Source organism: Ruegeria arenilitoris (assembly GCF_013031355.1).
In the GTDB taxonomy this organism is placed as follows: domain Bacteria; phylum Pseudomonadota; class Alphaproteobacteria; order Rhodobacterales; family Rhodobacteraceae; genus Ruegeria; species Ruegeria arenilitoris_C.
Window position 1 is genome coordinate 15993 of the sequence record NZ_WPZO01000008.1, and the last position, 14994, is coordinate 30986.

Genomic DNA, 14994 nt, shown 5'->3' on the forward strand with positions numbered 1-14994 from the left:
TTGTCTGATGTTCTTTTTTAATCGGAAACTCAATGATGGTATTGTGCCGTCTTCACTGATCTCGCAGCAAAACGAAGCGCGTCGCGAGATGGAGGAGTATCTGCTCCATCTCAGCCCGGAGCGTCGGGCGCAGACCGATCCGCCCTTTGTGTGGAAACGTCCGTTTGGCAGAGATGTGCTGCCGGCGCTGCATGAGATGGCTTATGGCAAGTGTCCGTTTTGCGAGCGGCGTTTGGCGCCGGAGGATTTACTGGTCTATCGGTTCCGACCGCCGTCGCGGGCGAGTGATGGGCGGTCCAAGCCGGATCTGGAAGCTTATCTTTGGCTGACGTTCAATTGGCAAAACCTATTCCCGATCTGCCGGGAATGTCGGCCTTTGGATTCAAGTCGCTTTCCTGTTCGGGGCAAGCGATGGGCACCGGGGCCCGATGTTATCCAGGGATTGCTGACGTCACCCGCCAGCTTGTTTAGCGCGAAAGAGCAACCGCTGTTGCTGTTTCCGGGTGAATGGAAGCGTATTTTGAAGCCCGAGCGGGTAACCTTCGATGGACGTTTTCCAAACGTTGCGATGGGTTTTAATGCTTTCGAATTCAGGCGCGACCGGCTCCATGCTACAATCGATCACTTTCATCTGGATCGTCCCGAACTTGTCGCCGCGCGGCGTGCCGCGATTCAAAACAGAATTGAACTTTTGTATGACGGCATTGTCCTGACCAAGGCAGAGAAACAGGATTCCCCGGATGCACTGGAGTTTGCATCGACATTTTGGGTGTTGTTCGGCTTGGTGCTGAGGGAGTTTCAAGGCGAGCTAGACAACTGGCCAAAGAAAAAGTTGCCGACGCTTCGTCAGTCCATTGCCGGCCTTGAGAAAGCGATGAAGAGTGAAGGAGGTATTGCCGCCGTCAGATTTGCGATCAGTAAGCTGACGTCCACCGCGGTCGAGGCCGGCGATCCGTTCGAGCCCGCCCCCGTTTCTTCCTCGAAAACCGCCGCCAAACCCACACCTTCCGCCAAGGCTGCCCCCGGAACCGCGCCAAAACGGGATTTCCCACGCCTCACCAAAATCTCCATCCGCAATTTCAAATCGCTCGAAAGCGTCGAACTCAACCTCAAACCCGAGCTTACCAACGTCGACAAGGAGCGGTTGGTGTCGCCGAAGCATACATCGCTGCCCGAAGCGCCGTGTCTGTTGATCCTCGGCGAGAATGCGACGGGTAAGTCCTCGATCCTCGAAGCCATAGTGCTTGCATGTCTGACGCCCGCCGAACGGAAGACGCTTGATTTGAACGTTCGGCGCCTAACGCTCGATCCGGATTACCTAGGTGAGTTGGAGAGCCAACCGCGTCAGACGGCGGAGGTTGAGTTGACCTTTACGCCGAAGCGCAAGCTGTTGCTGACCATGGATCGCGAGACGGGGAAGATGTCGGGTTCGCCGCGCGCGCAGAGGCCCTTGATATTCGCGTTCGGGGCGCATCGACTTTATGGGCGCGAAGCCTCGGAAACTCCGGTGTCGCGGGTCGAGACGCTGTTTTACCCAGAACGCTCGATCTCGAACCCTGAAGCATGGTTGACCGAGTTGCATGAAAACAATCCGGGCGAGATCCACGACGTCATCATGGCGCTACGGTATCTGATCGAGATTGACGGCGATTTCGAGAATATTGAGCGACGTGAGACATCTTCCGGCGAGCCACGCTGGTTGATCAATTTTCAGCGCTCCCGGAACGGCAAAACGAAGGTCGATCCCAATACCGGCGAGAAGGCGGTCGAGCAGCTACCGTACACAGTCACGCAGCGGTTCGATACGGTTTCGTCCGGCTATCGCGCTGTTCTGGCGCTGGTCTGTGAGGTCTTGGCGGGGCTTTATCGTGCGTTTCCGGGCAGCATGTACGAGGCACGGCTGGCGCATGCAATTGTGGTGGTGGACGAGATCGAGGCGCATCTGCATCCGCGCTGGAAGCTGACGATTATCGACAGGCTGAGGCGAGCGTTACCGAATGTGACGTTCATCTTTACCAGCCACGATCCATTATGTGTGAGGGGCACAGTGCAGGGCGAGGTGGTGGTACTCAATCGCTATATCAACGACTTGACTTCGACGACAGGCGTTTTGCCTGAAGCGGTGGAAAGTGTTGCGATTGCCGAGCGGGCCGAGCATCTGACGGTCGAACAAATGCTGAATTCGGACCTTTTCCGGTTGTTGACGACGGAAGGCGAGAACACGCAGCGCGAGTATGCGCGCGTTGCCGACATTCTGGCCAAGCAAGAGCGGCGGGAGGACCTTACAAGCGAAGAGACACATATATTGGACGCGTTTACCGGTGAGATACGCGAGGCGTTGCCCTATGGCGACACGGTCATTCCACGGCTGGTTCAAGAAGCTGTTGCGGAATACGTCCGTGACGCGCGGGATCGGTCCTCGGCCGAACACAAGGCGAAGCGGAAGGAAGCGGTGGAACGGTTGAAGGCGTTTCTGGCGGGGACGCTGCAATGAGGAAGGCCGACCGCCCGAAATCCGATGTGCAGAATGTGTTGAACGCCGTCTACAACAGCGACGGCCAGACCGAGCTCGAGCGCGCAAAAGCGCATTACAAGGCGCTGATTGACGTCGGCGGCGAGATCAAGACCTATGAATTCTCGCGCTACAAGCGATCAGAAGTAAAAACCGAGCTGGAGAAGATCTTTCACGGCAAATGTGCCTATTGCGAAAGCCCGTTTTCCGCAACCCAGCCGGTGGATGTGGAACATTATCGTCCGAAAGGGCCGGTCGAAGGGGTGGTGGGGCACCCGGGTTATTGGTGGTTGGCGGCGGATTGGCTGAACCTTTTGCCGGCCTGCATCGATTGCAACCGGCGGCGGGCGCAGATCACACCCAATCCGCCGAATTGGCGCTTGGTGACGCTGACGGAACATTTTAAATTTGACCGAAACAAGAGCCTTCTAACGGGCAAGCAATCGGCCTTTCCGCTGGCCCCCGGAGCCGCCCATGTTGCGGTTCAGGAAGGGGCGGTGGACGACGAGCCACGGTTGCTGCTGGATCCAACGCGGGATGACCCGGACGATCATCTGGTGTTCCATGTAGATCGAAGCAAACCGTTGATATCGCTTGTATACCCGAAGCCGTTGGACGAGAGCGCGATGCCTGGGCTGCCGACGGCCATCCGAGATTTGGTGGATGTTGGCACTCAGGCAGATAGGGCAAATGCCAGCCCCATTGGAGCGGTGTCGATCCAGGTTTATGGTCTCAATCGTTTGGGTTTAGTGCAGGCGCGGACGCGGCTTTTGCGGGATTTGGATTACCTCGCTCATACCTCGACCGAGCTAGATCTGCTGAGGACCGAGTTCCGGACACGGGTAGAGCGCCGTGAGGCAGAGCGAGACGCTGCAGTGGTCGCGGGTGATGATGTGACAGCCTTGGAACTTGATCTGGATCTGGACCAGCGGGCGGTGGCGAAGTTGGGGGAGCTGGTTGCGTCGCTTCGGGCCAAAATAATTGAAAAAACAGATGAGAAATACCCCTATTCCGCAGTCGCGAAAGCTTGGGTTCGGGCGTATCTGGACGATCAGGTGATTGGCTGATCGGCCTGAAGCGGGCTATGGCCTCGGCCAGATGATCGAAAGAGCGAGTGAAGCGGTCGTAACTTGTATTGGGTCAGAATTGCTTGACGTTTGGGTCAGAATTGAATGACGCGATATGCTCGTTTCTTGAGGTTAGTGAACTCGATTGAGTCAAAGGTTTGTGACGTTCCACAATTCTGATGAATGTCACACGAACCTGATCCAACCGTCATAGTTGGACCAGAAATGAGGTGAACGTTCGACATCGGATGGCACCCCCAAATCAATAACTCCTTGAGCACGAAGTAGACCCAGAGCTGCAAATCAGTTGCTGACAGAGGAATTTGGTGCCGCTTTTTGAGTTGGCAGTCAGTCGTGACTGTCGGCCCATAGCTGCCGTTGGTCGCTCTATGGCAATTCTGCGCTTGCAGCCCGTATTCCTGCCGTTCGCTGCGAGCGCAAAGGCAACTGCTAAGCTCATGTCGTCAATATAATCCAGAACCGATGAACTCGCTTAGCGAGCATCAATGCGGACATTCAAAAAATGCCAAGGGCTCCCATTTCCATCAAGATAAGACTCGGCCACCTTACTAGGGAAGGCTTCGTACCCCTCACCAAGTACCATTAGCGCATATGGGTCGCCCAGGAAAACCGCTCGGCCCTTTAGATTTCAATCGTTTCAGTGACGACCAACGCATCCTCAAGCTCAACTCCAAAGTGCCTAAACTTCCTCGGCATCTAATAAAAGACCGCCCGTATCAAAAATCAGTGCGGGCTAATTCACTAAGTGACCATTGATTGCAGCTCGAGGGCATCCCGTCTCCCGACAATCTAATGTCAAGCCAAGTGACAGATTTGGGCTCTCTACGGGCCTTCGTCGCGCGCTTCGAACCGCTATTGCCAAGCTAGCAGAGGATTTCACACTCTTCTGCAATGGACTCCAAACATTCGGTTCCATAGCTGAGGTGCGATTTTCAAGGCAACCCTACTACTGCGGTTCCTCTTGCGCACATACTCTGCCGCTTCGTCGAGAGGCAGTCTATGAACCCTGCAGTTCATACCGTGTAAAATGCAGTTAACGAAAATCCGGTACCGTTTGGTTGAATCACTCAAATAGATCATTTCGCGTTCCAGGCCCCTATCACATTCACAGGGCAAATACTCGCTCTGAAGCTCTTCGTATTGCAGCTTTGCGGTCTCAGAGATTATCAAACGATCGACTGACCAAACACGCTGCTCGATGCGGCCTTCTTCATGAGCCCTAAACTTCGCCACAACGCTCCGGTGATTGCCTGTGTCAGTGAACAGCTCACCATTTATTTCCACCAAACTCCAGGGTTCGGTATCAGTGGCATGGGCTTTCGGATCGTCATAGTATTCGGGCTTGGTTTCCAGCATATCCAGCTTCTTCTTCATCCGCTTTCCGTAGGCTAGAAACTCTCGCCACGTCATTCCCTGATTGTAGGCGCCGTGGGATGTCCCAACGATCTTACGCGGATCAATAACGCAGTTTTTCATCTTTATTTCCCAGACAACGAAGTCTCTTTCGTCGTAGCGCGGGCATGCCCGGATTTCTTCGTCTGCCCAACGACCGGCTTCCTCCAACCATCTTAGGCCTGTCGGCGCTGATACAAGCTGTTTGATATTTTTCATTCGATTGTCGCCTCAGCCTGTTGCTTTTGAGCGGAAACCTTGGGCAAGCTCTTGCAGATCTCTGGCCCGGTCCTGGGCATGCGTTTAACGATGAACATGTTAGCCATTGAATTTCTGGCTACAAATGACACTAGTTTGGTCCCAAACTTTCCAACCGCCATCCAATCCACTCAGTATTTCCAATTTAATCCGGCTTTCACATACGGCCCTTGGGCCCCGCTACCGAACTCCAGCTCGGCGCTCAGCTCCAACTTTGCTCCGGTCGAAAATTCCTTCTCGTAGCCAAGCAATAGGTTCCCACCCGTAAAATCGGATGCCGCAAAAGTCAGTTCGTTTGTAGCAGAAAACACAGTCACATCCGCTGTCGATTCCCCAAGATCACGACGGAACACGCCACCAACCTGACCAATGAACGAACCGACACCGGAAATCGACTTCTTTGCTTCCAATCCAAGCCGCGCTTCTAGCACCTCTGTGGTGACTTCTCCCACTGTAGCATTCGCATCAGAGCCGGTTTCGGTATAGCTGTCATCGTCCTGTCGAGTATATCGAACACTACCAAACCCAAGCATATCAACGTCACGAACAAGATCGATTGTACGTTCGATGCCGACACCTGCCGTGAGCAGACTGCTGTCGTAATCGCCATCTGCATCCGGGCTGCCCGAGATTGTTCGCGTTTTGTCGGTTGAAAGAAAGCCAAATCCCAGATCAGCCTCGACCACAAAATCTCCGAATTGTCGTCCGCCAGCGAAGCTCAGATAGACCGCGTTTGTGTCAAAGGTTGAATTGTCGCTATCGCCATCGGCAGTAAATGGATCTGCAGGAACACACCGGCAAATCAGAGATCAAATTTTGCGGATTCCCTTTGATGACGGAGCGCTTTGACGATTCAAACGCTTTTGATCGCGTGGCTGATTTCTTCGCTGGCTGCGCAGGCAATATGGGTTCCAGAGGTGGATAGATGAAAGGTCGCCGGCCGGAGGGGAGGCGGCGCTGTCGTTCCCACGCGGGGGGAGGGCGTCAATCAGTTCAACCTTGATGAGCGCGGGCGTGATCGGATGCTTGCGCTTGAGCCGGAGAATATCAATCCGGGTCACCGCGAGATCTATCGCTGTCTCGCTTTGCCCTTGTGCCACCCGAGCCGGGATCGGCTGAACGAGGGATTCATTTTCAGGTTCCACCAGCTTGTGCGGGTGGTGGCACGGCATGAGAAACTTCTGATCGCGCTGGAGGATGGTGAGATCTACACCGCGAAAACCCGCGACGGTGAGCAACAAAAAACAAAACCCGAGGTGGGCCAGATCAATGAAACCTTTCGCCAAATCCGGGTGCTGGCCGGTGAGTTTGGCATGACGCCGGTAAACCGAGCGTAGCCTTTCGGGTGGTGGTCAGATGGGGTTCAACTTTCCGCACCCCGGCGAGGATTACATCACATGAGCAACGCAACGCGGGCCTCTCCACAGGAGGATCCGGTCACGGGTTGGGTGTAGGAGGTGGCTGCTGGTGAGGTGGTGGCCGGGCAATATACCCGTCGGAGGCGTTTGAATTACAGACAGATTTCGCGCTCAACAATTCCGAATCCTTTTTCGAATCTGGAAGTTTCCCTCCGCGAAGTCTTTTTCTCCTGATTTTTGATGAGAACAGACTGGGACCCTTGCACCAGTTTTGCACCAAAATTTGGTGCAAGTGCCCCAAGTTTCACAGAATTTCAATGAAAGTCACGAAATTTAGTGAAGGAGATTTTTTCAATTTTTTTGCGCGAAGAGCCTTGTGTTTATTGGCTCTTATCGACTACACCCACCGGCGGAGACGTGGCCGAGTGGTCGAAGGCGCTCCCCTGCTAAGGGAGTAAACCAGGAATGGTTTCGAGGGTTCGAATCCCTTCGTCTCCGCCATTTACCAAGGCCATCAGATTATCAATATAAAACAAACACTTAAGCAAAAGCGACAAGGGCAAACCCCACACGCTTCCCCCACACGTTCACCCCACGCATAGTTTGGCTGGACGAATATGCGTTACGTGAATCAGTGGCCACTTAGCGGCCATTCGCTGCGTTTGCAGCGCCGACCATCACTGATGGCAGCTTTGCGCAGAATGGTGGTTCTGCAAAGTCAAAGGCGCTGATCAGGTTTAGTTGAAGCGAAAACTGGAAAGATGCTTTTCGCCCGTCATCAAGTTCGTGACCCGAATAGCTCATCCGTTTGCAAGTAAGTTCGGATGGCTTGCTTGAGCTCGTTAAGCTTGATGTATAGGTTTTGGCCCCTCTCCTCGCGCATATTGTGAGCCCAAGTAAGATCGGCTCCATCGAGGCATTCACGGTTGGGGTAGTGCCGAGGAAATTCCCGTACTACTTTTTCTAAATCATGGGCCGCTCGGATCGCGGCGTCATGAAGCTCCTTTTGTAAGTTGTTCACTTTTGAAAGGATTTCGTGAGGGAGAACTGGATTGTTTGAAACTTCGTCAAGCAGTTCCACTACCTCTTGGTACCTGCTACTGACCTCGAAGGTTTCCCAAGTGTAATTCTCCCAGTCGTAAACGTGGTGGGGCCGTTTTTCGGATTCGTCGGCATCATCAGCTGGTCCCACGATTTTTTCGAAACCCGTGGCATTCGGAGATACTATCATTCCCACGGATGAAGCTTTGTCTTCAGCTTTGGGTTTGACTTCCGCAGAAAACCGATCTTTGGCGTAAGTCTTAAAGAGACTGTTCATTGAGATATCAGCCGAAGTACTTAGTCCTGACGCACGCCAAGCATCAAAGTCAGATTTCCAGTTTAGCAGTTGCATGAGTTCTTGCAGCTTCTCAATCTGCACTTTGAAAACTTCGTTTTTAGCAGGTTGGAAAATGGTTCTTCGGGCTTGCCGGTAAGACAACCACGCTACGCTTCCGGCAACGATCCAGAATCCAATTTGGGTTAGGTTCTTAACCATAGTGACGGTGGTTTCTAAGCAAAATTGCATCTTTTTTTGACCTAAATTCGATCGTCCCAGATAAGGGCTCTTTCAAGCTATGCGCGTTCGACTTGTGATGAGAAAATCGGAGGTATCGAAGCGACTTCATCAAAGTGCTTGTGCCAGATGGTTTCGATAACTTCGATATATGTGTCTACTTCCCAACCGCTCATGAATGGAGAAATGGTGATTTCTTGTATCAATAGCGGCAACTTCAGCGAGAGGTCGCAGTAGATTACAGGCTCGTACCCTCCTCCTGGTGATCGTTTGGCGTAGCGTACTTCATTTTCATCCTTGTAATAGCCACGCTTGGAATACACGGCATCTTCAATATTGCGCGCTTTTCGACCGGTGTAGTCAACTTTTCCAAAGTAAACATGTGGCTCCGGTCTGGCATCCCCTAAACTTGCATCATAGGCAGGATTTTCGATTGCCCTCAGCAACTCCAAACTATTGAACGTAAATGAAACACCTTTTCCGGACGGTACATACGTCTTCCACATCAAATAGCTTTCCGCGCTCATGTCACGGTCAGAATCCGAACTTGGTCCGCAACATGAGAAGCAATACCATTCGTGTAGATAGTCGTTCGCTGTAACCGGAATAAATGGGCGCAGCAGAGCGGATTTGAAGCCTGTCTGTTTAAGATTGCCATGTGCGATCTCAAGCGAAGCGTTAATGCCCTCATCATTTGTCGCCGTTTTGATGTAGCCCCTTAAAGCTTCAATCGATTGTACGATGGCTCTATCTGCTTGAGCGTTACCAGTAGCCAGAACAAGTCGTTGCGTGTACCAATCCACCCGATCAAGAATGTACTCTTTCTTTAGCTCAAGATCGACCTGAGCTTCCGCTCTATCTGAGAACGTATCAACGCGAGAAAGAGGTAATCTTCGATGGGTTAGGAGGTCCAAGAACTTCCCCATTTCCATATATTTTCGGCACTGAAAGGTGTGTTTCTCAGTCTGTGAGAGGATTCGTGCGTGGAAGCGCTCAGATTGATCACAGAACGTTTGTTTGGTCATGGAAGGCCTGAAAATAGGGGCAATGTTAATACCGACATTTGTTGCACAGTGAAATGTAGGGTCAATCCCCTAACTTCTTGATGCCGTTGATCATAATGGTTTTCCCAATGTCCGGTTTGCGTGTTCGCGATATTCTGCATGAGCAAAGCTCATTGCTACGGTGAAGGTCCGTTAGGGGCTCTTACATCCCATTGATGCCCAATGCGGAGGAAGACAGAAGTGAGCGCACATAGGGTGGAACAACAAGTCTAATCTGCCTTTTACTGGTCTAAAGGAAGATTGAGTAGGTGCCGTCTTCAAGCCGCTTCAGATAATCGGCAGACATAGGTTTGCCTCATACGACTTGCCTTTTAAAATTTGCCAAGTCTCCAACATGTGCCTAGGCACTAGAGGCGCAGGAGATTGCTTTGGTTTGGAGGGGGCTTTCCTCGCTTGTTTTCGCTTGGGGGCATAGTCCCATTCCCCCTTGGCTATCTTGTATTTTCTTTTGATAACGGACGGATTAGCGGTCTTAAGTTCGGCAAGGCTTTCAACCTCCAACACATCCAAGAGGTCACCATAGCCATCAGAGCCGGGGACATTCAACGCCCTGTAGAGCCACAAGCAGCTACTCCGCAAAGGCGCGTCCCAGTGTTTAGTCTCGGGCAGTTCTTGGGCTATGAACTGGCCATACTTCGTTGGGGATTCGAAGTATTGCCATGCGGTGTGCATGAACAGACCGACATTCAAGTAGTCTTGCAGTTTGTCATTGAGCCTTGCGTGTCTAATGCCTGTCAAAGCAGTGGAAGAAGTCAAAGCCTTCTTGGTTATGGATTGATCGATGGTTATTTCTCTAGAATTCAATTTCTGTTCCTTTAAGTCGTTTTAGACCCCAAAAAATAAAACCCGTAGGTTCCCGTCCTCTCTGTGGGGTCACTCGGAAAAGTGCGGGTTTTCTGCCTTCTTAGTCAGGCCGAATAACTTAACACCGAGGTTGCTTTGGTTGATTGCGATCTGGGCTGGATTGTGCCTTCTATATGAGGCCGAATAACGCTCCCATTAGATCGACTTAGGAGAGTCCTCAGCAGGACAACTTTCTTGGTTCTGGTCGCCTCCCTAGGGGAAGCCTTAACGACTCTCAGCGAGGCTCTCAGTGGCTCTGACGGGCCTTCAAGAAGGGCATCTAGTGTAGCGGGTTTTCACCCCTGACACAGGTACGTCCTTGGTGGCTTCCGGAGACCCAACTAAAGACTGCCAAGGTCTGCGCTAACTAAGGTATATATAATCGGGGCTGCCCTTCTATATGAGGTCTAATAACGCTCCACCTTATGAGCGATATTTAGGGGTTATCCATGTCTCTGAGGGGCATTGCCAAGAGAGGGGCCGATAACAATGCATCACTATGAATACCCCTCCCGTTTGTTGAAGTCGGATTTCCAAACTTCGAATTTTGTTTGTGTTGTTCCAGACCTGGAATTGCGAAGGCAACAGTGTTGAATTTCCTGTCAAACGGGTTCGGGAATTGGCGGTGCAATGTGCAGTAAGTGGAAAACAAAGGCTTGCTGTCTACTCAAAACATACCCACATAAAGTAGATCGCGAAGAGGTCGCTACGACATGAAGGGGGTGTAATGGAGGGCTTGGGCATCGGAGAAACGCTTAGTATCGGGTTTGATGCCGTCGCCCTTGTCGTTGCCGTCGTTGCTATCTTCATTTCATTGAACGCACAGAAAGTGTCTCGCAAAAACGCAGAAGCGGCTCAAGAAGCAGAGCTAGCCGCTATGAGGTTGCGGGCTAAAGAAGCGCTTGCGGAGGTAAGGAATAGCTACTTCGAAGTGAAAACCGCTTGCGCTCAATGCCGAACATCATGGGAACAGCATAACGACAGGCATATGCCCGTGCTTGGAGACCCCCTCAGTCGTCGCACGCCTGCAATGGATGAAATATCGGACGTCGAGCATGGTGCGGCATCTATGTTGAAAAATCTCGAAGAACGCTTTGGTAACCTCGGTCAAAAGAACCCAAATGAACTAGAAGCACTCATTGACTCTTCTTCATCGGCTGCAATGGGTATCAGGTCATTAGTTTTGCGCCTTCAGGAGCCAAAACCCTTTCGGCGTTGGTGACTTTTGATTAGGGCGGCCTCAAGACAGTGGCCGACGAAAAAAACAATAATAACAACAATAATAATCCCCCCGTTTTTTGAAGTCAGTTCTCAAAACCCCCGCCCCCTCTTCAGCCAGTCAAAAAAATTCTCAATGGGGCAGTGGGTCTTTGTCGCAGTCAGTTCGCAATGATTGTAACAGTCACAACCAACGTTGACGTTAGTAACATGGGGGCATACATGGGGAATTGAGGCCACCCAGAAGGAACGAAACTTTGAAGCGGTACGTCATCTACAAGCGTGTAAGCACAGAAGAACAGGGGCGCTCTGGCTTGGGGCTGGATGCGCAGAAAAGGGACATTGGGATTTTCCTTGAGTCCTACTCAGAAGAACCTTTTGAGGTCATCGGGGATTTCACGGACATTCTGTCAGGAAAGAACGATGACAGGCCGGAACTTCAGGAGGCCATGAGGCTGGCACGGACAACTGGTGCTGAATTGTTGGTGGCTAAATTGGATCGCCTAAGCCGGAAGGTGTCATTCATCGCCACGCTAATGGATGATCCCAAGATAAAGCTAAGGGTCGCTTCCATGCCCAGCGCTGACAAGTTTCAGCTACACATTTATGCAGCATTGGCAGAGCAGGAGCGGGAATTCATTTCAATTCGCACAAAGGCTGCACTGGCGGAAGCAAAGGCGAAGGGTGTGAGGCTTGGGGGTCTTCGGGACAAGACCAATGAGAGAAACAAAGAGGTTCAGCGTAGAGCCAAGGAGAGGGCCGATAGAGTCGCCAAAGTGATTTTGCCACTAAGGAGCCAAGGGCTTAGTTTAAGGGCCATAGCGGACGCTCTGAACGCCTCTGGGGTGCCTACCGCTAGGGGTGGTAGTTGGCAAGCGTCGCAGGTCCAAAGAACACTAAAAAGGTTGTAAACGCTCGCTGAAACCTTGCTGTTTTGCCACACAGGTTTTTAGCACTTGCGGAAAGAATACGTTTCACACTTCGCGCGGTTGCGTACAGACGTGTTTCGAGCAATGTTAATGACGACTAACAATCTCATTTATTAAGGAATAGCAAAGCGTTGGCAACGAAACCAAATTTAAAGGTAAAGCCGGGGGACGCTCTTCGAGACCAAGCCGCAAAGCTACTGTCTTCAAAGTTCGGCCCTGCAAAAACCGAACGGCGGGAGATGGGCAAGAAACCGGACATTTACTTTGAGGTTTCCCACTTCGGGCGAACGGTTCGTTTGTATGTTGAGGCGAAGGACTACGGCCATGCCTTGAAGCGAAGCGAGGTTGCTCAGATTTTCGCAGATTACAGTGGAATACTGGACCGCAAGAAACCTGCTAGCCTCCTGATAGTTACGCGAAATGGTTTGTCTACCGATGCAGATACTTACGTAAATGTCGAGCAATCTGATTTGCGACATCAGACTATACTAGAAATCGAAGTGTCTTCTGTCGATTTGAGCTCCTATATGGACTTTCTACAGCGCGAATTCGCAGAAAGCCGCTTGGACAAATGTTACGTTGAGAGCGACTTTAGGATCAAAGGTGACGCTCAAAGTGACAGTGAATTTGAACGAACTACCAAGGGCCTTTTTGATACCCAAAAAAGTGCTTACCATGCCCTCAAGGACTGGGTAAATGACGATACCGACTATTCGCCAGTGGCTCTATTGGGCGGGTATGGATCGGGAAAAACAAGTTTAGCCACTAAGTTAGCTGCGGAATTGGCGGAAGCCAGTACAAAGAGTCTATCGGTTAGACGCCCTATTTTCATCAAGCTTGGGAACATAACTAGGTATTCTGCAATTGACGGTATTCTTGGCGGGTTATTTACAAGCGAAGTTCCAATTCAAAATTTCAATTTCCACGATTTTCAAATTCTGAACGATAAAGGTCACTTTCTAATAATTTTGGATGGCTTCGACGAAATGAAGCACTCAATGACTTGGACGAGTTTTAAGGCACAGGTTCAATCCCTCCTTAAGCTACACAAGCCCAAGTCAAAAGTACTATTGCTTGGCCGTCCTAGTGCTTTTCTAAGCGAAGATGAAGAACGCCATATCCTAAAGGGTGAACGCAGGTTCGGCGATGATTGGGTGAGCTTACCTCATTGGCCTCGTTTCCACGAATTAGAACTCTCCGATTTTAATGCTGAACAGCGAAAGAGATTCGTGACGGGCTACCTCGCGCTCGAAACCGACGACAAATTCACCTCAGACATGGCAAGTGAAAGAGCGTCTGTGGCGAATAAGATTGCAGATTCCGATCCCAAACTGTTCGGAAAGCCCGTTCATTCAAAGATTTTGACTGACTTGGCTACTGACCCAAAATTTGACCTCTCGGTTTTCAGCGAGTCCAAATCTCGTTGGGTTTTGTACAAGGAATTTATTCGGACACTCTACACCCGTGAATTAGAGAAAGAAGTTCGGCAGGAAATTTCCGATGACGAACGAATCAAATTTCTTAGGGACTTAGCGTTCTGGCTGTGGACAGAGAAAGGGACGAGTATCTCGTTCTCCTTGGACGAACTGCCCGGCAAGTACTTCTCACGCTGGGAGGACCGGACTAGCGACGACAAAACCGGTTTGCAGCGTGAGCTACTATCGGGCTCAATTCTTGAGCGGAAGCAATCTGACGTTTACTATTTTGGGCATAGGTCGTTTGCAGAGTTTTTGGTCGCCGACAGAATGCTAGCCAACCCACCTGCTCCTTCTGATCACGCCGTGTATTCACAAGCATACACAGACGGGGTGCAGCTATTTTTGTCAGAGGCATCTTCAAAGAACCAGACTACCGACTGGTGCAACACTTTTTCTCCAGCAAAGGGTGCCATTCATCACCATTATATCAATTTTCTGATCGACCAGTCTGGAAGTATAAAAAATTTCAAATCTCTAATTGATCCAAATTCACCGTGGTCAAAAATACTAGAGCCCTACAGTCCGACACTAGGAGTTTCCACTTGGAACTTTATTACAGTCTTGAACGCAATGTGGGGAGCAAACGCCGTTTCTTATGCGTGGCATTTTCTCGATATCGTGAGTGAGCCCGAAGGCGCGATAGATCACCTTTGCCAAGATGTAGGATTCAGTTACACAAATCTCAAGCAAGAGCTTTTAGTAGCTTTACTCAACTCACTCTTCAAGAAAGCAATACGGAAGGATCGGTATTTTACCATCGAAAGCAGTGACGTTGGCCTTAGAAGGCTTGCGCAACGGGGAATATCTACTACGGAATCCGAGAACGGGCTTGTTTTCGGATTTAGCAGTCTCGAAATGGCGGAGATATGCATGCGAATTTTGTCCGAAGCATCGCTGCCTTGGATGGGGCCAACTGAATTCGTTGAATTTAAGGTTGATTATCTTTCCACCCGAATCTGCGGAAGGCTGGAGCAAGACTTGCGTGAGAATCTCAGGGTATTCAGCAAACACTCAAAAAGCTTCTCAGCTATTACCGAAGTGAAGCGAAAATCGCAATTTAAGGCAAAGCGTGATCGAAAGAGTCGATCTAATAGCGCATCCTTAAAAAAGGGAGGCAGGAAGTAGTATTTATTTAGTACATGTGCCCACAGGGGCGACAGCGGACACATGAATGCGTGTGCGCTTCCTACGGCATGGGGTGGCAGTCGGCAGGATTGACAGGTTCAAAGCGCATTTGCGAGGCTGGTAGAGTGCGTTAGTCTGCCAGTCGCCACTGAACAAATACCTTCGGTGACGACT

11 protein-coding genes and 1 tRNA gene are annotated in these 14994 nt (G+C 51.0%); 7 read left to right on the plus strand and 5 right to left on the minus strand.

The window, feature by feature from the left end; translation table 11 throughout:
* Positions 1–7: 7 nt before the first annotated feature.
* A complete protein-coding gene (locus GOX63_RS17110) occupies positions 8–2494 on the plus strand; it encodes an AAA family ATPase (RefSeq protein WP_170327987.1) in 2487 nt (828 codons plus the stop codon).
* Positions 2491–3579, plus strand: a complete 1089-nt coding sequence (locus GOX63_RS17115; RefSeq protein WP_170327986.1) for a hypothetical protein — start codon at positions 2491–2493, stop codon at positions 3577–3579. Before GOX63_RS17110 ends, GOX63_RS17115 begins: the two co-directional genes overlap by 4 nt.
* Before the next feature lie 897 nt (positions 3580–4476).
* Here GOX63_RS17115 and GOX63_RS17120 read toward each other — a convergent pair.
* Positions 4477–5211 (minus strand): hypothetical protein, encoded by a 735-nt coding sequence (locus tag GOX63_RS17120; protein ID WP_170327985.1) that lies wholly within the window; start codon positions 5209–5211, stop codon positions 4477–4479.
* Positions 5212–5381: 170 nt separating this feature from the next.
* Positions 5382–6056: an autotransporter outer membrane beta-barrel domain-containing protein gene (locus GOX63_RS17125; RefSeq protein ID WP_170328017.1), complete on the minus strand. Its 675-nt coding sequence runs from the start codon at positions 6054–6056 to the stop codon at positions 5382–5384.
* Between the two features lie 216 nt (positions 6057–6272).
* Between GOX63_RS17125 and GOX63_RS24140 the strand changes: the two genes are divergently transcribed.
* Together GOX63_RS24140 and GOX63_RS17135 are read left to right on the plus strand one after the other, a co-directional pair.
* On the plus strand, positions 6273–6587 hold the full coding sequence (locus GOX63_RS24140; RefSeq protein ID WP_170327984.1) for a P27 family phage terminase small subunit: 315 nt from the start codon (positions 6273–6275) through the stop codon (positions 6585–6587).
* Between the two features lie 432 nt (positions 6588–7019).
* A tRNA-Ser gene (locus GOX63_RS17135) sits at positions 7020–7109 on the plus strand.
* 277 nt (positions 7110–7386) lie between these two features.
* On the opposite strand, the gene GOX63_RS17140 is transcribed toward GOX63_RS17135, so the two are convergent.
* From GOX63_RS17140 to GOX63_RS17150, 3 genes are all read right to left on the minus strand, one after another.
* Entirely contained in the window at positions 7387–8145 is a 759-nt protein-coding gene (locus GOX63_RS17140; RefSeq protein ID WP_170546522.1) for a hypothetical protein, read from the minus strand.
* Between the two features lie 77 nt (positions 8146–8222).
* On the minus strand, positions 8223–9188 hold the full coding sequence (locus GOX63_RS17145) for a hypothetical protein (RefSeq protein WP_170546524.1): 966 nt from the start codon (positions 9186–9188) through the stop codon (positions 8223–8225).
* 306 nt (positions 9189–9494) lie between these two features.
* On the minus strand, positions 9495–10031 hold the full coding sequence (locus GOX63_RS17150) for a hypothetical protein (RefSeq protein ID WP_170546526.1): 537 nt from the start codon (positions 10029–10031) through the stop codon (positions 9495–9497).
* Between the two features lie 766 nt (positions 10032–10797).
* On the opposite strand from GOX63_RS17150, the gene GOX63_RS17155 reads away from it, so the two are divergent.
* The 3 genes from GOX63_RS17155 (at position 10798) to GOX63_RS17165 (ending at position 14820) form a co-directional block, all read left to right on the plus strand.
* Positions 10798–11292 (plus strand): hypothetical protein, encoded by a 495-nt coding sequence (locus GOX63_RS17155; RefSeq protein ID WP_170546527.1) that lies wholly within the window; start codon positions 10798–10800, stop codon positions 11290–11292.
* 253 nt (positions 11293–11545) lie between these two features.
* Complete coding sequence (locus tag GOX63_RS17160; RefSeq protein ID WP_170546530.1) at positions 11546–12199, plus strand: recombinase family protein; 654 nt, start codon at positions 11546–11548, stop codon at positions 12197–12199.
* 149 nt (positions 12200–12348) lie between these two features.
* Positions 12349–14820, plus strand: coding sequence for an NACHT domain-containing protein (locus tag GOX63_RS17165; protein WP_170546533.1), 2472 nt, complete (start codon positions 12349–12351; stop codon positions 14818–14820).
* The last annotated feature ends 174 nt before the right edge of the window (positions 14821–14994 follow it).

Coding starts and splice junctions, on each gene's coding strand:
- GOX63_RS17110 (WP_170327987.1), top strand. CDS start 8: ATGTTCTTTTTTAATCGGAAACTCAATGATGGTATTGTGCCGTCTTCA.
- GOX63_RS17115 (WP_170327986.1), top strand. CDS start 2,491: ATGAGGAAGGCCGACCGCCCGAAATCCGATGTGCAGAATGTGTTGAAC.
- GOX63_RS17120 (WP_170327985.1), bottom strand. CDS start 5,211: ATGAAAAATATCAAACAGCTTGTATCAGCGCCGACAGGCCTAAGATGG.
- GOX63_RS24140 (WP_170327984.1), top strand. CDS start 6,273: ATGCTTGCGCTTGAGCCGGAGAATATCAATCCGGGTCACCGCGAGATC.
- GOX63_RS17140 (WP_170546522.1), bottom strand. CDS start 8,145: ATGGTTAAGAACCTAACCCAAATTGGATTCTGGATCGTTGCCGGAAGC.
- GOX63_RS17145 (WP_170546524.1), bottom strand. CDS start 9,188: ATGACCAAACAAACGTTCTGTGATCAATCTGAGCGCTTCCACGCACGA.
- GOX63_RS17155 (WP_170546527.1), top strand. CDS start 10,798: ATGGAGGGCTTGGGCATCGGAGAAACGCTTAGTATCGGGTTTGATGCC.